This window comes from Exiguobacterium sp. UBA3968 (assembly GCF_002385115.1).
GTDB lineage: Bacteria > Bacillota > Bacilli > Exiguobacteriales > Exiguobacteriaceae > Exiguobacterium_A.
The window spans coordinates 115,777-137,482 of record NZ_DGCW01000004.1 but is presented as its reverse complement, the minus strand read 5'-3'; the positions used below and the strand labels follow the sequence as shown (position 1 = coordinate 137,482).

Below are 21,706 nucleotides of genomic sequence, written 5' to 3'. Positions count from 1 at the left end.
TGCGTTTCTAGGAGAACTGCTCGTCTACCTGGGTGGAGCGATTTGGATGGGTTATCTGGTGTTATGCTTCATCTCAACGAAACACAAACCGCCATTAATGGATGGTACGTCATGGGCGGTAGCGGGGCTCGGAATGCTTGTTCTTGGAACAAGTATCCCGGTCATCGGTGCCGTTCGTTTTCTGCTTTCGACGCAAACGATGACGGGGGCTCTACGAACGGGGTTACTTTTGCATATCGGTCAAATGTTTCTTGTCGTTTACTTCGCTGTCTTACTCCTATTGATCGTACTTGCCTGGCGAAAACATCTGTCCGTCCTACTCGCACTCTTGACGATCCCGATATGGATTGGCATTGCAGGAACGAGTCATGCCGCAACGAAATACGGGGCGCTTGGGTGGACGCTTCAGTTCAGTCACTTCTTATGTGTGACGGCTTGGATCGGTGTTGTGTTTTGGGTAGCTGTTGGTGCCCGTTCGACCGAGCATTGGTCCGCCTTTTTAAGTTGGTTCAGTCCGTTTGCCCGGATTGCTTTTACCGGTGTCATCCTGTCAGGTCTGTTACTGATGCAACTGGCGATTCCGCTTGAACGTTATCCGAATCTATGGGGCGTGCCATACGGTCAAGCCATGTTGCTGAAGCATCTTTTGTTGTTGCCGCTTTTGTTCTACGCCTTTTGTAATGGCACGCTTGTCCGGCGTCGGTTACGTTTCGACTCGACATACGATCCGCGTCCGTTACTCCGGATGGAGAGTATTATTTTAATACTTCTGTTCATGGCAAGTGCATCACTCAGTCGTTTGGAACAACCGACGTTAGGTCAACTACCGGTCAGTGGTCCAGCAGGGGACGGGTGGGTCTTGATGATGGGGATCGCTACCTTACCACTGCTCTTACTCGGATTCAGACGACATGCATTGGGTGTCTTGCTGAGCCTTCTTAGTGTCAGTCTGATCTACCTGGGACTACTTGCGACAGGGTGAACACAAAAAAACAAGGTAGCGGATAGTTCCGCTACCTTGTTTGTCGTGATTTTATTTTGTCGAAACGGCGCAATTCGTTGCTTTCGCAAGAATCTTCGAATAGGCCCGGGCGCCCTTGATATTCAAATGAACACCATCCGCTTCAAAATAAGATGGGTGTTTGATAGCAGTGGCATGCCAGTCGATCAGTTCGACCCGTTTCCGCTTTGATGCCTCTCGTAACATCTGATTGACTTCTGCTTCCCACGGGCGTGGCACCCGTGCTGTGACGAGATAGACGTGATCGGCATTTGCAAATTGGTCGAGTAAGCTATTCAACTGATCTTTGCGGAAGCTGCCGTTCGTTCCAAGATGGAGGATGACTTGGCGTCCATGTTGATTGTACGACGCATACTGCTCACTTAGCGGAATCGCTTCTCGTAGCTGTCGACCGAGTTTCGCATCAATCGTCAGTTGTTTGAGTGTACTGCCGAGATAATCTTCGACACCGAGCAGGACGGAGTCACCGATTGCAAGCGTCGGTCGACAAATTTTTCGTTGATCAGGTTTTGCTTTCGGTGTCGTCGGTTTGAGGACCGGTTTCGGTTTTTCTTTTGGCGCCGCTATCTTATGGAAGGCGGGTTCTGGCTTCGGTGTATCGGAAACAGCAAGAATCGATAAGTTACCAATGAAGCTGACGATAAGGATCGTCAACACGGCAACACTCGCCCACTGTATCGTTGAGAACTGACGTAACTGTTGCGGATGTAGCGATAAACGCTTCAAGTAACCAGACAGTCCGAGTTGACGAATCGGACGCTCGATGAAGCGATACGACGCTTCTGTTAACGCAACAAGAATAACTATGATCAATATAGTCCGTAGTACCGAGAATGTTCCAATTTGCTCGACCGGTGTCAGCAACGTGATGACGGGAAAATGCCATAGATATAAGCCGTACGACCGTTTGCCGATCGCAATAAGTGATGGACGCGCAAACCAACGACTCCAAATCGACGCCGGATGGGCGATCGTAGCAATCAATAGGGCGGCAAGGAGCGAAACGATGAAAAAGCCGCCGCGGTATAAAAAGCTTCCGAACTCACTCGTTACAACCATCAGTAAAAGTAAGAGTGGCAACGTGACAGCACCTGTTTGATTCAACAATCGAACACCACGTTTTGGGATATCAATCTTAAAGCGGGTCGGTTGCCACGCGAACGCGAGCAAGCTCCCGATCAATAAGGCGAATAATCGTGTATCGGTACCGTAGTAGACACGACTCGGATCCTCACCCGGTGTGAATTGAATCGCCATCGCGAGCACGGATGCGCCGATCGCGACACCAATCAATTGAAGGAACAGGCGACGATTTTTCATGCCGAACCAAAGTAGGATCGGGAATAGCAGGTAGAACTGTTCTTCGATCGCGAGCGACCAAAGGTTTTGGATCGGTGACGGTTTCCCGAACGACTCGAAATACGAGACGTCATGGAAGATATACCACCAATTTGTTCCGTAAATAAGCGCAAAGGCACTATCTTGACGAACTGTATGCAATAGCTCGCGTTCAAAGACGGTTACATATCCGAGAACGAGTAACAGCATGACGAATAGAGCTGGGAACAAACGACGGAAACGATGAATCCAAAACCGTTTCAAATCGAGGCGCCCGGTCGTTCGCCACTCGCGTAACAAAAGACCAGTAATCAGGTAACCGGATAGGACGAAAAAGAGATCAACACCGAGGAAACCACCAGAGAAGAATGAAACAGATAAGTGGTAGAGAATGACAGACAGGACAGCGAAAGCACGTAAGCCGTCAAGCCCTGGCATATATGTAATCGAACGAGACGAGGATTTCATAAGACACGAACAACTCCTTTAAAACGACAACTAATTTCTAACAGTCTTTAGTGTATCGAATTCCAATTTCAAAGAAGTGTCTAAGAAGTAACAACCTAGCCCAAAAAAGCACCCGACGAGAGCATCGGATGCTGACTTACGAATGACGCGGAAAACGACACGTGACGGAAAAGCGGTTGTCTGCTGAAGTGAGCTGGACACTTCCGTGATGGCGCGCCATGATTTGTTGAACGATCGACAGACCAATACCGGAACCGCCGGAAGAACGCGATGCGTCAGACGTTCCGAACGGCGTCAGTCACGCGTTTAGTTCCTCTAGCGTATAGATCGTTTCAATCGCATTCGAGCAAATCAGTTGGATGCCTTGTGCTCCTTCTTTGATTGAAATCCGAAGATCACCGATTCCGTGAAGTGTTTCTTTAAAAAAATCAAACATGAAAACCCTACTTTCCGTTGAGTATAGCATGTAGTATGCACGTCGTCCCTTTCGAAAACAGGAGGAGAATTCTTAACTGAATCTTAAACAGATCAATGCCTGATTTTCGGCGACATCGTAACCGGACAAGCCGTTATACTAAAGGCAAAGGAGGAGAAAGCGATGGAACATCACACGTATTATGAAGCACTCGTTCGACGAGACGTGACGTACGAAGGAACGTTTTTCGTCGGGGTCAAGACGACCGGTATTTTTTGCCGCCCGACATGTCCGGCACGAAAACCGAAGGCGGAGAACTGCGAGTTTTTCGAGACGGCGCAAGAGGCATTGCTCGCTTCCTATCGACCGTGTCGGCGGTGTCATCCGCTCGCTTATCCAGGCGATCACGGTACGGTTCAACGTTTGATCGAAGCAGTCGAGGCAGAACCAGATAAACGGTTCAAAGAAGCTGATTTCCGAGCACTTGGTTTGGACGAATCAACAGCACGGCGCCAGTTCAAGAAACGGTTCGGGATGACGTTCGTTGCCTATGCTCGGGCACGGCGGATGGGGTTAGCGATGAAAGAGATTCGGACTGGGAAGCCGGTCATCGAAGGGCAGTTAGCAGGAGGCTATGAATCAAGCAGTGGTTTTCGTGAAGCGTCAGCACGGATGCTCGGGGAAGCACCGTCTCGTTTTGACGGACAGGTCTTGCGCGCGAAATGGCTCGATACACCGCTCGGTTCGATGCTTGCGATTGCGGATGAACAACACTTGCATCTCCTTGAATTCGTCGATCGACGGGGACTTGAGCGAGAAATTGAACAATTGCGTCAAAAAGCGCGTGCTGTCATCGTGCCTGGGGAGTCACTCGTCTTTAAACAGATTGAAGGGGAGCTCCGTCGTTACTTCAAAGGAGAACCGGTCTTGTTTCAGACGCCACTGATGCGGTACGGAACGCCCTTTCAACGCCGCGTCTGGGAAGAACTTGAACGGATTCCGAGTGGCGAGACGATCTCGTATCAAGAACTGGCAATCCGAATTGGTCAACCAACCGCCGTCCGCGCTGTCGCACGAGCAAACGGAGCAAATCAACTAGCAATCATCATTCCATGTCATCGGGTCATTCGAACGAACGGGGATTTAGGTGGATACGCTGGGGGACTTGCACGCAAGGAAACATTGCTCAAACTGGAGCGTACACGGAAGGGACTAGATATAGGATGAGTTTGATTAAAGATGTGTTTTCACCGAGTTGGCTCGATGAATTAGAAGAAGCGGTCGACGTACCAGACTTTCGCAGACGAGTCGAACGCAAGGACTGGGACGAGCTTGCGTTTAAACAACGCGTCCGTCGTGTTGCGGAGACGCTAGAATCCGTCCTGCCACCGTTTCCGGACTCGGTGCCGGAGCTAGAGCGACTCGCACCGCAGTTTACCGGACTACCGGGAATTGTTTTTCCCGAGTATGTCGAACGGACAGCAACACTCGTTGACTGGAAGCTTGCGTTAGAGACACTCGTTAAATTGACGCCGTATTCGACGTCTGAGTTCGCTGTCCGGCGTTTTCTACTCGCTGATCAAGAGCGTTATCTCGAGCAAGCACTCATGTGGGCAACATCAGACGATGAACATGTTCGGCGCTTAGCGTCGGAAGGGACACGACCGCGTCTGCCATGGGGACAAGCGATTCCGAGTCTGATTGCTGATCCGCGACCGGCGTTACCGGTTCTTGACGCGTTACTACAGGATCCGTCACTCTACGTCCGAAAAAGTGTCGCCAATCACTTGAACGATATTTCAAAGACACATCCGGAATATCTGATTGAGCGGATCGAACGTCATTTAGCAACAGATCCGAACACGGACTGGATTTTGCGCCACGCCTCCCGGACGTTACTCAAACGCGGAAATCCAGAAGTCTTACAATTGTTCGGTCACGTTACGCAAGGTGAGGTCGAGATTACAAATTTAGTCGTCTCGCCGGTTACGATTGGCGGAGAGCTCGACTTCTCGTTCACCGTGACGAGTTCTGTTCCACAACGTTTACGCTTGGAGTACGCGATCGATTACGTCAAACAACGCAGAACGAGTCGGAAGGTGTTTCAACTGCGGGAGCGGGAAGTTAAAGGTGTCTTACAAGTCGAAAGACGCCAATCGTTTCGGAACATGACGACGCGTGTCCATTATCCTGGTACACACACATTGACGATTTTGATTAATGGAGAGGCTTACGCGACAGCAACGTTTGAGGTCGAGGAGGAGAGCTGAATGCAAGGACGGCATCCGGATTTTAAAACGTCACGATTATTTGTCGAAGCAACGGATGAAGAATCGGGTTGTAAGTGGACGCTACATGCGATACGTGAGAAAACGATCATCGGAACGATTATCTTCACTTGGAATGCATCCACCGGAACCTTACGTTACACGACGACTGATGAGGACGATCGGCACGGGTACATCACGGAAGCCTTGACGTCGATTTTGTCTTATCTCGCACGGACGTTATTACTGACGCGTGTTTATAGTGAAGCGGGCAGTGACACGGTCTGGCGTCGGAACGGATTTCAGTTGCAGGCGAATCGATATGCACGCGAACTTCATCATTAAAGCCCCGTCTGCTGAGCAGAACGGGGCTTATTTGTGATTAGACCGTTGTTTTCGACCAGTTGAAATGTTCGCAAATCGCTTCAGCGCTTTCACGCGCACTTAACTGTTCCGTATCAAGAAAGAGGTAATTGACGTCCGGCAATTCGCCTGGTAGCGAGCGTGTCCGGTATCCGTCCGCCGTCTCGCGTAAGTCTTGTTCAGAAGCAGCGAGGTCGCGCTTCGTCACTTTGTGCGTCAATCGGTTTTCGGTCGTGTTCCGGTGCAGACGGGTCGCGACCGGCGCATCCAGTTCAACGATATAGACGTCAGCACCTGCTTGTTCGAACAACTCAACCGTTTCTTCGATGAACTCGAGACCACCACCTTCGACGCCGAATAGACAGAGGAATGTAAACAGGACACCTTCAAGCGAACTGTTCGCCATTTCCTTGAACATCTCGCGCCGAATCGTATCTTTTAAGCGGTGATGGGCGGGTTCAGAGAAATCAAAGTAAGGCAATAACAAGTCGATCGTCTGGTGGTTATGGAAGACTTTCATCTCCGTCAACCGTTCGATTTCCTGACCAATCGTCATCTTTCCGACTGCTTGGGGACCAAGTAACAAGACAAATTTCATGGACGAACCTCATTTCCTTTTTCTGCTAAGAATAGCACATTCCGATGAGTGACATCACTAGAACGTTTGTTCGTAATTTGATATAATTCAGGTATGAAGTCCCGTCGTGTCCTTGTCTGAAGGAGGACAACTATGCAAGAGCAATGGAAAGCCGTCATCGGCTATGTAGGTATATATGAAGTCTCATCGCTTGGTCGCGTCAGGTCGCTTGATCGGACGATCGTGACATGTCGCGGTGTCCGGCAACGACGAAAAGGTGTCTTGCTCCGACCGCGGCTCAATCGGGAAGGATATCGGAAAGTCACGCTCTATCAACGGGGGCGAGGAGAACGAGTGCAGGTCGGTCTACTCGTTGCGCAAGCTTTTCTGACGGTTGACGTTACGGAAGCGCGACTCGTCCGACGCAACGGTAAACGAGCTGACGATCAGTTGTCGAACTTGGACGTGTTGCCTTCATTTGATCAGCAGTATACCGAACTACTTGGTGAGTTTGATCTCTTATTAGAACAACATGTGACACTGTCATCATTCCAGATTCGAGCGATTCGCGCCCAATATGAAAAAGGGAAGACGATTCGTCAACTGGCGGAGCAGTATCAGGTGACGGAGAACCGGATTCGCAATATCATCGATAAAAAGGAAGCACGTTATATCGGCTGAGAACAGAGGAAAAGAGCGCTTGCCAGGAATGGCAGGCGCTCTTTTTGTTAAGACGACGATTCGCTCGAGCGAACGGTCTGTTGCAACGAACTGATCCGTGACTCGAGTACCGCGCTATGTGTCTTCAATTCCGTTTGCTGAATGACGTGGTGTTGCATTTGATCCCCGAGTACTTGGCTATAGGACGAGAGCTCTGACATCAACTTTTGGACAGATTGTAGATGCTGTTGCATATTCGACTGGACTTCTGCGACGATTTGACGTTGGTGTTCAACGGTCCCCAGTGTCGTCTCGATCGTCGTCGCTTCAGTCAGCATCTGTTGCAAGTGCTCTGTTGCGGTTTCGAGCTGTTGTGACGTCGAGAGAAACCGTTCCGTCATCTGCGAGAGCGCTTGTTCGACTTGAGTGAGCCCTGTCGTCCACGTCTGATTGACCTGACGGATGTGGTCCGTACTCGTCCGGATATCGATCGCTAGTCTTTCGACTTCCTTGGCCACGACCGTGAAGCCACGACCGGCTTCGCCGGCACGAGTTGCCTCGATCAGCGCATTCAGCGATAGGCGGCGCGCCTCTTCAGCGACACGCTGGATGTGGGAAATCGAGGTGTCCATCTGCTGCTGTAGATGTGAGGTCTGTTGCAAGATTTGCTCTGTCGTCGCGGATTGTTCCTTCAGCAAGTAGCTTTCTTGTTGTAATGTCCCAAGTGTCGTGTGATTCGTCTGAACAGTCTGTTGAAAACGAGTTACGGCACGTTGGCTGTTCAGAAGTGTCGTTTGCATTTCGCTTAACGCATCGTGTCCTTGGGCAGTCAAACATGTGGAGGCGATGATCGTCTGATTCATCTGCGTCGATTGCGCAAGTAAGGAACCGGCGACTTCATAGACGGCCTGCACCGATTCATCCATCGCGGATAAATGCGATGAAAAGTGAGGCTGGACGGATTCAAGTTCCTGACTGGCTTGTTGCATCTCGACCGTCAAATCCCCAATCTGTTGCATCAACTGATTGTATTGAAACGTCAGCTGTTGTAACTCAAAGGTCGTCGTCTTAAGCGTTAACGGACGATACGATCGCTTTGCATGGGCTTCTTCAATCTGTAGAGCGAGTTTCGATAACGGTGCCAGTTGTCGTTGAATTCGCCAGCGGATCAAGAGGCTGATGCTGACAAGTGTGATTACGCTCACCCAGATAAGTGTCCAAGCTAAATCTCGAGCAGGAGCGATTAATTTATCGCGATCGGTCGTCAGCAAGATGACGTCATCAAGTTCCGGAATCGTCATCGCGACAAGAAACTGGTCTTGATTTGAAAAGGCATATGTACGAGCTGTTTTTAAATGCTGTAGTAGTTGTTTCCGTTTTGCTGGGTCGAGTGTCAACGGTCGGAACGCCTCACTCGTGTTCAGGCTTTGAAAGCGAGTCGTGTAGTCATCACGTGATAAGTCGGTTCGCTGTTGCTGTTGCAATCGTTTAATGGCACGCGTACGGTCTGTTGCGTCATTCGGATATGCGAGAAACGTTGCCCGGACGTTCGCATCAAACATCGTTAATTCGCGCATCAGCCGTTCCTCAGTCGCTGCGACGGATTGTTGGTACGACGCGTAAACGCTTAGACCACTGATCACGATCAGTCCGATGGCGACGATCGGAATCAACCATCCATTTAATTGTTGTGCCAGTAATCGTTTTTTCTTTGGCATAAAATATCTCCTCCCGTATTCCTATCGGGAGGAGATAGCTCAACATGTATGAAGGCGTTGTACGACTTGTGTAAAGGTCTTGTGAATCTAGTTCACGTAAATCGGAAGGACAGTCGCAAGATGTGTCATAAGTGCTTGTGTCTCTTCTTTTGGTTCAGACGTCACATAAATGATCAACGCAGCAGCAACGATGACAAAGATGGCAATGACAAGAATGATGAAGAACGGCATCTTACTTTTTCGTTTTTCGGCTTGACGGTCCATGAAAGATTCCCCCTTAATAATGTATACGATAGATATATTTAAGGGATTCCCTGTTCGTTACTTTAAAAACACAACAACTGTCCGGTAATGAAAAAAATACTGTCTTGTCTGACGAGAGCATTGGACAGGGCAGTATATTACGGTCAACTAAGGAGAGACCAGACATCATATCGCTCAAAATCAGCCAAAATATTTGGAGCGATCAACTGACGGATCATTTCTTCGTCCGCCCAGAGATAAGCGTCGTGTTCTGCGGATAACTGAACGCTCGTCTGGTTCGTCGAGCAGACGTACATCAACAAAATGATTTGCCGATCGGGATGCGTTAGGAAGCTAGAGGCATAGAGTAGACGTTCTGGCGTAACCGTCAACTGTGTCTCTTCTTTTATCTCGCGAACAAGGCTGTCGAGCGGCAGTTCACCGAAGTCGATCTTTCCACCTGGACATTCCCATGTTCCGCCGCCGAAGTCAGCGACAGCCCGGCGGACAATCAGGAGACGTTGCTCGTGAATGATGATGCCTTTGACAGCAGGGACGATCGCCGTCATCTGACGGGACTCCGCGATAACACGACGGGATCGGTTCCTTCTGTTTCGATCAGGTACTGATCGCACAGATAGATCCCGCTTGCGTCGGCAAGTCCGAAGGCACGGCTCGTGCCTTCTTCCGTAAAGGATTGCACGAGGTGGGCGGCTTCACCCCACGTCTCGTAATGCACACAGACGACCGCGTCTTTCAGCAGGGCAAGACCAGGCAAGCGAAGGCGTCGATTATCGCGTTGGTCAATCTCCGGAATCACGCACCGTTCAGGCGAAACGAGGGCACCGGCAGAAAAGCCGGCGACCGGAACACCGTTTACGAAACGCGACTGGATGATGTCACCAATCGGTGTCGCGACCAAGTATTGCTGATATAATTCTGTCTCGCCACCGGAGATGATGATCCCTTGACATTGCTGTAGTTGCGCGAGCTGTTCATCCGTTGGCGCGTCAGACAGTGGTAGATGGACGAAGGACGAAATACCCTCTTCCTGCAACGCTTCCGTATAAATCGAGGCGTAGGTCACCCAGTCCTTACCAGTACGTGGGACATACAGAATCGCGACCGGACCACCATTTGTTAATGCAGCAAACCGTTTTCGCAAATTCGGTGTAAATGGAGGACCGCCTCCAAATAAGAATAAATGAGTACGCATGAAGTCATCCCTCCAACTATGTATTAGAAAAGTATAGCAGAAATCAATCAATTGGAAATATGTTGGTAGAATGATTGTCTGCGGAACCACGTGTGATGTTGTTTCCGTTCTTGAAAGAGAACGAATAGTACGAAGGTGATGACGAGACCGCGTCCAATCCATGGTAAGACGAGAAGACCGTAGTTCATTGCAGCGAACAGCTGGAGCAAGAAGCGGCGCTTACTCGGATCCCGCAGATACGTGATCAGTGGGAGTTGCTGATGCGTTTTCTTGAATAGTCGCAGATGAAGGAAGGGTCGCTTTCGATGAGACGGCTTCGGTAAGGCACCGTTCAATTCAAGGACGGTCGCGGATAAACTCGACTGTCGTTTCATTGACAACAGGATATCCTCCGTTAATCCGTCCTCACGCTGTGACCAGTGCCGGACATGAAGAGATCCGAACAGTAACATACCCAGTGCGACAACGAAGAGGACTGGATGCGGTTGAAGCCAAAGCAGGAGCAACAGGGAGATGCGTCCTGCTGCCAGGAAGAGATGACCGCTCCATTTTCGCAAGAACAGTTGCCCAGATAACCGGTATGTCCAGAAGCTAAAGAACGGTTGGAGTAAAGAAAGCGCGAGACTAGTCAGCAGTACGGTGATACTGGATTGGTCAAACCGGATGTGATGTAGCGGGAAACAAAGTAGATGTAAGCCGGCCGTTAATAAGAAAATCCGCACGAAGTGATACCGAACAGAATACCGCTTCATTCGGACGATTGCTCCAGGAACCAGTTTGAAGAAGAGACGGTCCGCTGGTTCGAACCAAGCGTAAAAGGCGGGCAGGAATCCATATAGAATCCATCCGAGTAAAATCCAAGCGATCGGAACCGTTTGAACCCAGTCCGCTTGACCACTTAAGATCTGAACCGTCTCATAGATGATGAACAGACCGACTGGAACGACAAGATACAGCAAGATCGTCCAGTCGAAGATTTCTCGAAAGAAGCGACGCTGTTCCGCGTGACGTCGACGGATCCGTTGCTTCAGAAAGGTTTCAATCATGCTCGAGCACCATCGCTTCCATGATGTCGAATAAGCGGGCACCTGGCTGACCAGCGGCTTCACCGATTTGAGCGAGCGTTCCTTGATGTTTGATACGTCCCTGATCAATCCAGACGAAATCGCCACACAGACGTTCCGCTGAATCGAGGACATGAGTGACGAGCAGAATCGCCACGCCACGCGTTCGTTCTGCTTCAAGTAAATGCAACAACCGAATCGTTGCGACCGCGTCGAGACCAACGAACGGTTCATCGATGATCAAGCAGTCTGCGCGTTGCATCAAGGCACAGACGAGCATCACCTTCTGTTTCATTCCTTTAGAGAAAGAGGATACATAGTCACCTGTGACGGCATGCAGTTCGAATGTCTTTAAGAGTCGTTCCGTGTAGGCGTGATCTGTCTCGTGAAGTGAGGCGACCAGCTCAAGGTGCTCGGCGAGCGTCAAATATTCGTAATAGGTCGGCTGTTCCGGAATATAGGCGAGTGAGGCCGGTAAATCGATCTCTCCTTCGACCCATGGCAGCGTACCGAACATGGCTTGAATCGTCGTACTTTTTCCTGCACCGTTCGTACCGATCAAACCGGTGATGGATCCAGGCTGTAAAGCAAACGCGATCTCTTGTAAGACGGGCTGACCGACGTCATAACCAGCTTGGTGAATGGATACATGCATATGAAACATCTCCTTTCACTACATCTACTGATATAAGGAGGAAAATGTTTCACAGTCACAGAAATCAGCAGAACCGTAGTAAAAAATGTAACAGGTTAATAATATCAAATGGGCTATAATGGAAATATCAATTTTGGAGGATGATCACGATGCAAACAGTCGAACGAATTTATTTCCGAGAGTCCGGCATGGGAAGAGGACAGACGTTTTGGTGGCACCGTGCAACTCGAACGGTTCGTGCGGAAGATGAGGAAGAAGTATTAGCACCATGGATTCCTCATGGATTAATTTTACCTGACGAAATGGATCCGTTACTTATAAAACTGACGGAAGAGGATATCTATTTGATCGACATGTGGTCAGATTTGTTCGATGCCGAGAAATGGCGGGAATACTCAGATCCTGAAAGTCTTACGATTATGGACGGAACGGATTGGGAAATTCATGTGACGACAGAACACGGTATAGAAAAAGTGTCACGTTCAAATGTGTTTCCACCAGGGTGGGAGATGATTCGGGAACTCTTATACGGTTACTATGATGCCGGGAGTAACCGAGAAGACGAAGAAGGGGAGGATGAACAATGAAACGAGCACTATTGTACTTGATTCCGTTTGCTTGGCTTGGACCTTACCTCGACTGGAAAGAGGGTTCGATACTAGGGTATGCCTTATTTTTATTTGGACTTGGTGTTCTGTCGTATTCACTTGCGCGGAGTGGGAAACCGAAATACATCGTCATCGGCAACATGGCTTCGTTTGTAATTTCGTACGCGATTGCACTCAGTGTAGGGGAAGGATACGGCGAAGGATACTTCAATCCATTGACAGTCAATCAACTGGTTCTTGGAGTGAGTGTCTTGAATCTGGTCGTACAAATACCAATGGTGATGAATGCGATTCAAAACAAAGTCATGAAAAAAGAGTTAGGTGAAGAGGCCAGATAGTATGTAGTCACTCTAAGTAGAAAAAACGCTACGCAACGAGTGCGTAGCGATCAGATTACACGAGTCCTAAGATCTCGACTTCGACCAATGCACCTTTTGGTAGTTCCCTCACAGCGATACAAGAACGTGCTGGGAAGTGATCATGTGGTGCGAAGTAATCGGAGTAGATCGTATTAAAAGAAGCGAAGTGTTCCATGCTTGTTAAGTAGCATGTCGTCTTGACGACGCGGTTAGGTGTCAGTCCTGCTTCTTTCAGGATGGCATCGACGTTTCGCATGACTTGTTCCGTCTGCTCCGTGATACCACCTGGTACGAGTTCACTCGTTGCCGGATCAATCGGGATTTGACCGGAAGCATAGAGTGTTCCGTTTGCGATGAAGCCTTGTGAATATGGACCGATTGCAGCAGGGGCGTTCGGTGTGTCGATTTGTTTGAATGTAGACATGAAAAGAACCTCCTCTTATAAAATACATATGTACGACACCGAGTGATTCGACTCGGATATCCCTCAACCCTTCAAAGGAGTGAATTGATATGCCACTTTATCATAAATTAGTTCGAGACGCGATTCCAAATATCATCGACCAAAACGGGAAAAAAGCGACGTTCCAAACGCTGGACGAACATAAATTCCTAGTGGAAGCGAAAAAGAAATTGCATGAAGAACTCGCTGAATACGAGGAAGCAACGACGGACGCAGACGCTGTCGAGGAGTTAGCTGATTTACTAGAGCTGATCCAAGCGTTAGCGAAGACACATGGCGTGACAGTCGAGGAACTGGAAGCCGTCCGACAGAAGAAACAGCAACAGCGCGGCGGCTTCGAAGAACGCCTCTACCTGATCGAGGTCGAGGATTGATCCCGGAAGCGAAGCTGACGACGCATCACTTATATGACTCACTCGTCGATGCCATTGATCAGGCAGAGGAAGTCTATATCGTCGCAGCGTTTGCTCAGAAGTCAGGCGTCGCTTTACTCGTCCCGGCGTTTCGTCGTGCTTTGCAACGAGGAGCCGAGATTCGGCTGTTGATTGGCGATTATCTACATATCACCGATCCAGAAGCATTGGCGCAGTTGCTTGCGCTTGATGGGTTGTCAGTTCGCTTTTATCGGTCAGGAGGACGCTCGTTCCATCCGAAAGCATATCTGTTTCGAAACGCAGAGACTGGCTTATCAATCGTCGGTTCGTCGAACATCTCGAACAGTGCGCTTCGGTCCGGTATCGAATGGAACGTTCATCTACCACAAGCTGTCGCTCCACAGATTCTTGATGATGCGATTGATGCCTTCATGGACCTTTATCTCAGCGAATCGGCAGAAGAACTGAATCCGGTTGTCTTAGATGCTTATCGTCAAGAGTACGCGGCACGGCAATATGTCGCGGAACCAGAAGTCGAGTATAACGAAGGAACAGTTGTCGTCGCGCCAGAAATCCTGCCGCACCGAGTGCAGGAAGAAGCACTCCGCGCGTTACGGGAAACGATGGAAGAAGGGCGGACACGGGCGTTGGCGGTGCTTGCGACTGGACTAGGGAAGACCTACCTCAGTGCGTTCTTTACGAGAGACTTTACACGAGTCCTGTTCCTGGCACATCAAAAAGAACTATTACTGCAAGCAGAGCGTTCGTTTCAAAAAGTCAATCCGGCGTGGCAGACCGGCTTTTACATCGGTAGTGACCGGACCGTCACAGAGACGACAGAGATCGTCTTCGCTTCCGTCCAGACGTTGGCGCAAAAGCGTCACTTGGACCGTTTTGCAACGGATCAGTTTGATCTCATCATTGTTGACGAGTTCCATCACGCGGCAGCAACGAGTTACCGGAAAATCATTGATCACTTCACGCCTCGTTTCTTACTTGGTCTGACGGCGACACCAGATCGCATGGACGGTGCAGATGTCTATGCGATCTGTCATCATAACGTTGCTTTCCAGATGCATTTCACAGCAGCGATTGCTGAAGGCTTTTTGACACCGTTTCATTATTACGGTATTCATGACACGATTGACTATTCTCAGATTCGACGAATCGGTCGGACATATGATGCGTCGCAGCTCGAGCATCGACAACTTGATCGTGAGGTCGCGGATAATATCTATCATTCATGGGAGAAACGTCGTCAAACGAAGACGATTGGTTTTTGTTCGTCGATCAAGCAGGCGGAATATCTGGCGCAAGTATTCCGGGAAAAAGGAACGACGGCATTTGCACTGACTGGGCAGACGACCAATCGCACAAAGTACATGCAAGCATTCGAACAAGGCGAAATTGACGTCCTCTTTACGGTTGATTTGTTCAACGAAGGTGTCGATATTCCGAAAGTCGATACACTCCTTTTCTGTCGTCCAACTGAATCCGTCGCTATCTATACGCAACAAATTGGACGCGGTTTACGCTTAGCGCAAGATAAATCGCACTGCGTCATCATCGATTTGATCGGGAACTATCGTAACGTCGAGACGAAACTGAAACTACTTGGAACGATGAAAGAATCGTTCAAGCGTGGGGAGACAGAACCAATTACGTCACCACCCGGCTGTGTGATTGAGTTCGATACGCGTGCACTGGAATTGATTCATCGACTCCGGCAACCAAGTCAGCGGAAGTTACGACTAATCGAGCAATATGAGCAAATCAAATACGAACTCGGTCGTCGACTATCGTATGTTGAAATCGGCGAATATGCGGCAGTTCCACAAGGTTATAAACAAGAGTGGGGTTCTTATGTTGGGTTCTTGAAGGAGCATCAAGAGTTATCTGACGAAGAGATCGAGGCATACGATGCAAATCGAGAATTGATTGAGCAGGTCGAAAAGACGATCATGAACCGAAGTTATAAGATGATTGTTTTGTTAGCGATGCTGGAGCGGGGAGAAGAGCGCTGGATGGAGCCGATTACGGCCGAAGAAGTCGCGCCGTTCTTTTATGAGTATTTGCATGCGGAGAAGTATCGGGAATTGAAGGATGCGCAAACGGCGGAGTTAAAAGGACCATTTGATTCATTAAAAGTAGAACGGTTATTGAAGAAGATGCCTTTTCCGAAGATGGGGAAGCCATTTACATTTGATGGCGACGTGTTATCAATCGCAAGCCAAACATCAGGACGGGAACTATTTAACGTCATAAAAGACATAATTCATTTCCGATTACACATGTATTTTTTGAATTAATGGATTAGACACGCTATGAGCTGAATATAACAAGAAGCAAGGGAGAGAACATAAATGGCGATATATAAGTATTATGCAGTACTGACAAAAATAGAAGAAGATGAAGGGTTTAGTGATGAAGGTAATGATGGATACGATGTTTCTTTTCCAGATTTAAATAATGTATTTACGTATGGAGAGACGTATGAACATGCACTTTTCATGGCGAAAGATGTTTTAGAATTAATGTTAGAGAGTATGTTGACGCATGGGGAAACGTTTAATAATCCATCTACATTACAGCAGTTAAATCTTAATGATTCAAAAGAAGTTCACGTCGAATTGATTGAAGTGGATGTAGAACCGCGACCCGATTCAAAATTATCGACACCAGACTCTTATTTATTGAAGTATGTGGATGCGAGAAATAAAGACGTTGAGATTGGCTTAGATAGTAAATTTTTGATGGAGTCTATTACTCGCGTACTGGATGCAGGAGGAACAATCATTTCTCTAGGTGATTATGATATGGATGAAGATGAGGTGTTTTATACAGGGCGGGTCGTAAAATGACACTAATATAAGATGAATAAAGATATGATTACTCGCTTCATAAATTAAATAAAAAATTCATCTAGAAAAAATAGTGAATTAATAATCTGTAATGAAGGTAGAAGAACGCTATTTTTAACGGAAATTCTATTATTGTGTAAGGAAATATAAAAAAGACTTTCCGTATTTTTTATCGGAAAGTTTTTTTATTTCTTTTAAGGTGTTACCTGCAATATTGAAGATGATACACTAGCATATTTCGCTAAATCTTTATTCAAAATAGTCGTCATCTCTATTTGATGCTCATTTGCTTTTTCTGTCGTCCACTTCTCTTCACTAGATATCGTTATAGTCTGCATAATCGCTAGTTTTAGACTCTGTTTAATTAGATTTGGATAAGAGTCAATTTTACTGAGCGGAGATAAATTCGAGAATTTCGAGTTTCCGGAAATCGTTACTAACGCTAGGTTACCTAAGCTATGCAAATCACGGTCATCCCATTTCATTCCGTCAATCGGATGTTGTGGATAGAAGTGCTCGATGGAATTTCTGAACTGGAACTGCCAGTCATCATTTAATGGAAATACGAGTTGTTTGTTCTTATATGAGTAGCCATCACGAAAGATTAAATAATCTAGATAAGAAAAAACGATTCGTTCTATTTTAAACCCTGATTTCGTTTCATAATTAGATTCGCTGACTTTCTCACAGCAGTACTGCTCGAGTAATTCAATGAGATCCGTTGATTCATCATCTAGTAATTCAGAAAGGACTAGTGATATCCAGTGCATGGTTTTCGGAGAAGTGTAGGTGATACGCAAACAAGATTGAAGCATTCTTAATTTTTGATTCTGCTTTTCACGTTTCAATGTTCTAACATACGCTGGTTTATCACTTTTTCTTTTTGTATCCCGGTACTTTTCTAACCTTTGCAAAGACCACTTGCCTGTTTCTTTATAATCTTTGACGAATTCACGTTTTACAATGTATTTGTCATACAAGACACGACATTTCAACAAAGTGAACAAAAAGTGCTTGGCATTGTCAGGGCTTGTCCAAGACCATTTTAAAGTTTGGAGAAAGTGTTTGTCGTCTAGACTAGCGCTTGAGTGAGAATCTTTTAAGACAGCATTCACCTGTAGTAAGAAATCAGGAAAAGAGATGGTTGATTCGAACCGTTCATTTTCGTCTTCAAGTTCTTTGCTCTTCGTGTCTGGTGTTTTGCTGCTATCTAGAATAGCAAGTAACGATTTTTTAGATTGTGAGATGTTCTTTTCGTTATCGATTTGATCAACGATCGTATCAAAACTCTCAATTTTAGATTGAAGACTACTCCAATTATGGGTGAAGAGGATCCTTCTGTGATTTGGATTAAAATTCATTTGTACGTAAGAATTCATATTTGAACAAGTTTCCCAAATCATTGAGCCAATGTGCTTATCCTGATCGGTTTTAAGCACTTCGAGTAATTTTGCTTTTACGATTTCGTGAAGTTCTAATTGCTCGCCACGCGTATTCATAATCTCGAAGTAATGATTTAAATTAATATTTTTTGGAACTTGGACTCGAATCAAAAATACGGATTCTAGTTTTTTAGAAAATTTTTCTTTATTGATTGGATTCGTTTCGAAGTAATTTTGAATGATATGATAACCATTTAAAATTTCAGCCGAAGCTAATTCTTCTGGTAATGTGTGGACCTTACAATCACTAAGGTGAGCGAGTGTACGATTTGATGTATCACGCGCTTCGAAACGAAGGGCGTCTTTTGAAAAAGAAAACTTCAGATAGCGTTCGAGTAAATACAACGTCGTTAAACGTTGTTGACCGTCAATGACTTCGTAGACGTTATTGTCAGTCTGATTGACGATTAGATTTCCGAGGAAATATGTACGGTCTTCATCATTAAGAATGGCGCTATCAATATCCTCGATCAACTGGAGGATTTGAAGTTCGTTCCAAGCATAATTCCGCTGATAAATCGGAACTGAATAATTAGTATTTGCGAATACATTTGCTGCTGGTATGACTTTTAGATTATCGGTCATATTAGCACCATCCATTCAAGTGATAGAGTTTGTCATACACTGCTTGATAATTCTCTTTGTTATTTGAATTAACGATTGGTTGTTCTAGTACATATAAATCTAATTCTGCCGGTGTATTCATTTCACTGATAATCGTGAAAATATCGAATCCCTCGTTGAGACGTTCATGCTTACCTTTTGCGTACTTGTTAGTCGTTTCTTGATAGACAGCATTCATGACTAATCGGAGAGAGTAACTCCAAGTATAAAAGTAATCGAGTACCGATTTATTCAAGCTTTCAATCCCAAAACGATCAGCAAAAAATAGCAATGAGCATTCAAACAATTGCATGATGTAAGTATCACCGGTTCCTTTACGTGGCATTTGGTTTTTGTGTTCTGCATAGGACTTAATGAGCTTCTGGATTTGTTCTAGTAGCTGTCCATAATGAAGGATATAGTCGAAAAAACGCTTTCCGGCAACTAACGGTTGTGTCAGTTGGAACTGATTCAAAGAATTTGAAGCGAGCAGTTCATGATGACCATTTTTATTAAATTGTTCTATGAATAAATTACTAGCTTTATGGTATAACGCATAATTGTAGACGTGGGTGGCGTCGATTCCCTTGAAAGCATCAATTTTACTCGAGGAATAACCGAGACCATGTTTTCCTTTATACCATTGAGTTAACGGATATAAGTAGTTTTTAAATAGGTTACTCAAATCCTCTTGATTGACAGCCTCCCAGCGACTAATGACATTTACCTTTTGTGACTCATCTTCGGCTGTCATTTCACGAAGGTGATAAGATTTGAGGAGATCATGAGGGGCTAACGCTTTTCCTCGTGAATTTTGAGAATCAAAAAATTGAAAAGCTTCTTGTTCCTTATCTGTGACGATTTGAACAGTTGTGCATTTTTCTAAAAGATAATTTTTAAAGCGAGTTTGTTCATCAGGGTTTAACTCATTAGTTTTTCTAGAGAGAACGCTGTGATTCGTCAGTATTGCATTTGTAGATAGTTCGGAATACTCTTCTTGCAATAATGATTGATCTGTATCACCTAGACAATAAAGTAATATCGAAAGTGTAGTGAGTCGTTGTTGACCGTCAACGATATTGTATGTATTGCTTTGATCTTTTTGAAGAATGACAGACCCAAGACGATATTCCTCTAAATCATTTTGAAATGCTTCATAAGTATCGATGAACAAAAGATTGGTTGAGCGTGCACTCCATTTATAAGGTCGTTGATACGAAGGAACACGGAGAGGAATGTTGAACAAATCACGTAATGGAAGTATTTCTAGCTCGTTTGTTAGTACAGCCATTAAGAGTCTCCTTTATTTTTTCTTTTAATTATACCTATTTTTTACATATATACCGCTTTTTTATTATTTTATGTACGATAAAGATGAAGTATCAAAAAATGAAGCGAAAATGATTTGAGGAGTGTATAGTATGAAAGCTAAACTTTATCTAATGGAAGGGCTACCGGGTTCAGGCAAAACAACAACAGCTGAAGCGTTGACTCGTCTACTACAAGAGCAACAAATCAATACGCGTCTTCATATCGAAGGAGACCTCAACCATCCTGCGGATTACGAGAGTGTCGCTTACTTAACGCTTAGTGAATGGGTAGAGTTTCAAAGTAAGTACGCTTCACTCGAGGTCTTACGATTTGCTGAGGTGTTCAATGATTATGTGCTTGTATCATATCGTCAGTGGCAGTCAAAACAGAATGTTGCTGAAGCTGCGCTTTCATTTTTGCAAGCACGTGATATCTATGAACTACCGTTCGAGTTACATCAATCACTGATACTAAAGAAGTGGGAAGCGTTCGTTGCTCAAGCTTTGATAGCGAATACAACGTATATTTTTGAATGCTGCTTTTTACAAAATCCATTGACGATGGGGCTCATCAAATACGATCTACCGGAAGCGACGTTACAAGCGTACATCGAACGCATAGCGACAATCATTACGCCGCTACAACCCGTTCTAGTTTATGTTGATCAAACGGATGTAGAAAAAAGCTTCCGTAAAGCATTAAACGAGCGTCCAACAGAATGGGCGGATGGATTTGTATCCTATTACACGGAGCAAGCACATGGTGTAAATCGCTCGCTGTCAGGAGTAGATGGAACGATTTCAATTTTACAGGCGCGCCAAGCACTGGAGCGTCAGGTGTTAAAAACGCTTCCCTTTAGAGTAGAGGTATTTGGAAATGAAGACTTTTCAACAGATGCGAGACGAAAATGGTTAAAGCAATTGATTCAGTCAACTGTGCGTTCGACTTCTTTAAGCGAGAGCTAATTAAAAGGCGATTCTAAGTCAAAGAATCGCCTCTTTATAGTGAGAATGTCTGATCAATAGTGTTTTTATCATAGTTCAATATCCAATGCTTATAATCATCGTAGAGATCACGGATAGCGTCAGGTTTTTCGCCAATCAGGTCACAGCCTCGGTCATCATAGATGTGAAACAGACTCTTTCGTCTCGGATTAAAGAAAAAGGTACGATGGATAAAAGAAGGGCGATCCGTGACATCGTGACTGCAAATATCACGGATTAAAGCTGGATAATGAATCTCTTGCCGCGTACAGGTCAAAGACAATGTGTATGTAGCATAGGGATGCTCTTCCACATATTGCGGTGTACGATCGCACCGCAGGCGATAGCGGAAAGAAGAGGACTTCAAGTACTTCACAAATCCACTATGCACGACAGGCTTCCAACCGCTTGTTCTTTTGTAGGGACTGACCTGCACGATCCATGTGATAAGATCAGATGGAGCATGAATGGCTTCGAATAAGGTTAGGGCTTTTCGATAGGCGGACTCTAGATAATTCGGATCATCTAGACCAACGTTTTTGAGCAATGTCGAATCGCCTAGCTCAAAGCGGATTCCGTTCGCATTGTGATAAAATAAGTTCGGATATAAGACGAGCTGGGGAAAGATCGTATACAGCTCTTGGTGATTCAATAGGAACCCCTCCCTTCTATGTATGATGTGCTACACTTGTTTTTT

The 21,706-nt window shown here is 46.2% G+C and carries 25 protein-coding genes; 11 read left to right on the top strand and 14 right to left on the bottom strand.

The genetic code is table 11. The annotated features are described in order from the left end of the window. Positions 1 to 46 precede the first annotated feature (46 nt). On the top strand, positions 47 to 982 hold the full coding sequence (locus tag B3S86_RS00870) for a CopD family protein (protein ID WP_290748196.1): 936 nt from the start codon (positions 47 to 49) through the stop codon (positions 980 to 982). Between the two features lie 51 nt (positions 983 to 1,033). Here B3S86_RS00870 and B3S86_RS00865 read toward each other — a convergent pair whose 3' ends face one another. The 3 genes from B3S86_RS00865 to B3S86_RS00860 form a co-directional block, all read right to left on the bottom strand. Then, positions 1,034 to 2,827, bottom strand: coding sequence for an acyltransferase family protein (locus B3S86_RS00865; RefSeq protein WP_290748194.1), 1,794 nt, complete (start codon positions 2,825 to 2,827; stop codon positions 1,034 to 1,036). Between the two features lie 136 nt (positions 2,828 to 2,963). Continuing rightward, entirely contained in the window at positions 2,964 to 3,125 is a 162-nt protein-coding gene (locus tag B3S86_RS15380) for an ATP-binding protein (protein WP_313533213.1), read from the bottom strand. Beyond that, a complete protein-coding gene (locus tag B3S86_RS00860; RefSeq protein WP_290748191.1) occupies positions 3,126 to 3,263 on the bottom strand; it encodes a hypothetical protein in 138 nt (45 codons plus the stop codon). A gap of 162 nt (positions 3,264 to 3,425) precedes the next feature. Between B3S86_RS00860 and B3S86_RS00855 the strand changes: the two genes are divergently transcribed. The 3 genes from B3S86_RS00855 to B3S86_RS00845 are packed head-to-tail and all read left to right on the top strand — an operon-like array spanning position 3,426 to position 5,854. Then, positions 3,426 to 4,469, top strand: a complete 1,044-nt coding sequence (locus B3S86_RS00855) for a bifunctional transcriptional activator/DNA repair enzyme AdaA (protein ID WP_290748188.1) — start codon at positions 3,426 to 3,428, stop codon at positions 4,467 to 4,469. Then, complete coding sequence (locus B3S86_RS00850) at positions 4,466 to 5,512, top strand: DNA alkylation repair protein (protein WP_290748186.1); 1,047 nt, start codon at positions 4,466 to 4,468, stop codon at positions 5,510 to 5,512. Before B3S86_RS00855 ends, B3S86_RS00850 begins: the two co-directional genes overlap by 4 nt. After that, positions 5,513 to 5,854 (top strand): GNAT family N-acetyltransferase, encoded by a 342-nt coding sequence (locus B3S86_RS00845; RefSeq protein WP_290748183.1) that lies wholly within the window; start codon positions 5,513 to 5,515, stop codon positions 5,852 to 5,854. Positions 5,855 to 5,891: 37 nt separating this feature from the next. Here B3S86_RS00845 and B3S86_RS00840 read toward each other — a convergent pair whose 3' ends face one another. Further along, positions 5,892 to 6,470 (bottom strand): AAA family ATPase, encoded by a 579-nt coding sequence (locus tag B3S86_RS00840; RefSeq protein WP_290748180.1) that lies wholly within the window; start codon positions 6,468 to 6,470, stop codon positions 5,892 to 5,894. 132 nt (positions 6,471 to 6,602) lie between these two features. On the opposite strand from B3S86_RS00840, the gene B3S86_RS00835 reads away from it, so the two are divergent. Then, positions 6,603 to 7,130 carry an NUMOD4 domain-containing protein gene (locus tag B3S86_RS00835; RefSeq protein WP_052019130.1) on the top strand — a complete coding sequence of 176 codons (528 nt, stop codon included), beginning with the start codon at positions 6,603 to 6,605 and terminating at the stop codon, positions 7,128 to 7,130. A 47-nt stretch (positions 7,131 to 7,177) separates the two neighbouring features. Here B3S86_RS00835 and B3S86_RS00830 read toward each other — a convergent pair whose 3' ends face one another. From B3S86_RS00830 to B3S86_RS00805, 6 genes are all read right to left on the bottom strand, one after another. Further along, positions 7,178 to 8,827 (bottom strand): methyl-accepting chemotaxis protein, encoded by a 1,650-nt coding sequence (locus B3S86_RS00830; RefSeq protein WP_290748173.1) that lies wholly within the window; start codon positions 8,825 to 8,827, stop codon positions 7,178 to 7,180. Positions 8,828 to 8,914: 87 nt separating this feature from the next. After that, positions 8,915 to 9,091: a hypothetical protein gene (locus B3S86_RS00825; RefSeq protein WP_023466867.1), complete on the bottom strand. Its 177-nt coding sequence runs from the start codon at positions 9,089 to 9,091 to the stop codon at positions 8,915 to 8,917. A 143-nt stretch (positions 9,092 to 9,234) separates the two neighbouring features. Then, positions 9,235 to 9,639, bottom strand: a complete 405-nt coding sequence (locus tag B3S86_RS00820; protein ID WP_056063969.1) for an NUDIX hydrolase — start codon at positions 9,637 to 9,639, stop codon at positions 9,235 to 9,237. Further along, entirely contained in the window at positions 9,636 to 10,286 is a 651-nt protein-coding gene (locus tag B3S86_RS00815) for a Type 1 glutamine amidotransferase-like domain-containing protein (protein WP_290748168.1), read from the bottom strand. The genes B3S86_RS00820 and B3S86_RS00815 overlap by 4 nt, the downstream gene beginning before the upstream one ends. Before the next feature lie 47 nt (positions 10,287 to 10,333). Continuing rightward, positions 10,334 to 11,332 carry an ABC transporter permease gene (locus tag B3S86_RS00810; protein ID WP_290748165.1) on the bottom strand — a complete coding sequence of 333 codons (999 nt, stop codon included), beginning with the start codon at positions 11,330 to 11,332 and terminating at the stop codon, positions 10,334 to 10,336. Then, positions 11,325 to 12,005 carry an ABC transporter ATP-binding protein gene (locus B3S86_RS00805; protein ID WP_290748162.1) on the bottom strand — a complete coding sequence of 227 codons (681 nt, stop codon included), beginning with the start codon at positions 12,003 to 12,005 and terminating at the stop codon, positions 11,325 to 11,327. The genes B3S86_RS00810 and B3S86_RS00805 overlap by 8 nt, the downstream gene beginning before the upstream one ends. Before the next feature lie 149 nt (positions 12,006 to 12,154). Between B3S86_RS00805 and B3S86_RS00800 the strand changes: the two genes are divergently transcribed. Both B3S86_RS00800 and B3S86_RS00795 read left to right on the top strand, forming a co-directional pair. Further along, complete coding sequence (locus tag B3S86_RS00800) at positions 12,155 to 12,592, top strand: hypothetical protein (RefSeq protein ID WP_290748159.1); 438 nt, start codon at positions 12,155 to 12,157, stop codon at positions 12,590 to 12,592. After that, positions 12,589 to 12,951, top strand: coding sequence for a hypothetical protein (locus B3S86_RS00795; protein ID WP_290748156.1), 363 nt, complete (start codon positions 12,589 to 12,591; stop codon positions 12,949 to 12,951). The genes B3S86_RS00800 and B3S86_RS00795 overlap by 4 nt, the downstream gene beginning before the upstream one ends. 55 nt (positions 12,952 to 13,006) lie before the next feature. Here B3S86_RS00795 and B3S86_RS00790 read toward each other — a convergent pair whose 3' ends face one another. Further along, entirely contained in the window at positions 13,007 to 13,396 is a 390-nt protein-coding gene (locus B3S86_RS00790) for a RidA family protein (RefSeq protein WP_290748153.1), read from the bottom strand. A gap of 89 nt (positions 13,397 to 13,485) precedes the next feature. Here B3S86_RS00790 and B3S86_RS00785 point away from each other — a divergent pair, with 89 nt between their 5' ends. The 3 genes from B3S86_RS00785 to B3S86_RS00775 are packed head-to-tail and all read left to right on the top strand — an operon-like array spanning position 13,486 to position 16,670. Further along, on the top strand, positions 13,486 to 13,809 hold the full coding sequence (locus B3S86_RS00785) for a nucleoside triphosphate pyrophosphohydrolase (protein WP_290748150.1): 324 nt from the start codon (positions 13,486 to 13,488) through the stop codon (positions 13,807 to 13,809). Continuing rightward, positions 13,806 to 16,118, top strand: coding sequence for a DEAD/DEAH box helicase family protein (locus B3S86_RS00780; protein ID WP_290748147.1), 2,313 nt, complete (start codon positions 13,806 to 13,808; stop codon positions 16,116 to 16,118). Before B3S86_RS00785 ends, B3S86_RS00780 begins: the two co-directional genes overlap by 4 nt. A gap of 54 nt (positions 16,119 to 16,172) precedes the next feature. Continuing rightward, positions 16,173 to 16,670: a type II toxin-antitoxin system HicB family antitoxin gene (locus tag B3S86_RS00775; protein ID WP_290748144.1), complete on the top strand. Its 498-nt coding sequence runs from the start codon at positions 16,173 to 16,175 to the stop codon at positions 16,668 to 16,670. A 194-nt stretch (positions 16,671 to 16,864) separates the two neighbouring features. Here B3S86_RS00775 and B3S86_RS00770 read toward each other — a convergent pair whose 3' ends face one another. Continuing rightward, positions 16,865 to 18,697: a DUF262 domain-containing protein gene (locus tag B3S86_RS00770; protein ID WP_290748141.1), complete on the bottom strand. Its 1,833-nt coding sequence runs from the start codon at positions 18,695 to 18,697 to the stop codon at positions 16,865 to 16,867. A 1-nt stretch (position 18,698) separates the two neighbouring features. Further along, positions 18,699 to 20,006, bottom strand: coding sequence for a DUF262 domain-containing protein (locus B3S86_RS00765; RefSeq protein WP_290748138.1), 1,308 nt, complete (start codon positions 20,004 to 20,006; stop codon positions 18,699 to 18,701). A gap of 130 nt (positions 20,007 to 20,136) precedes the next feature. Between B3S86_RS00765 and B3S86_RS00760 the strand changes: the two genes are divergently transcribed. Further along, a complete protein-coding gene (locus B3S86_RS00760) occupies positions 20,137 to 20,991 on the top strand; it encodes a hypothetical protein (protein WP_290748135.1) in 855 nt (284 codons plus the stop codon). A 34-nt stretch (positions 20,992 to 21,025) separates the two neighbouring features. On the opposite strand, the gene B3S86_RS00755 is transcribed toward B3S86_RS00760, so the two are convergent. Beyond that, complete coding sequence (locus B3S86_RS00755; RefSeq protein WP_290748132.1) at positions 21,026 to 21,661, bottom strand: DUF3885 domain-containing protein; 636 nt, start codon at positions 21,659 to 21,661, stop codon at positions 21,026 to 21,028. Between the last annotated feature and the right edge of the window lie 45 nt (positions 21,662 to 21,706).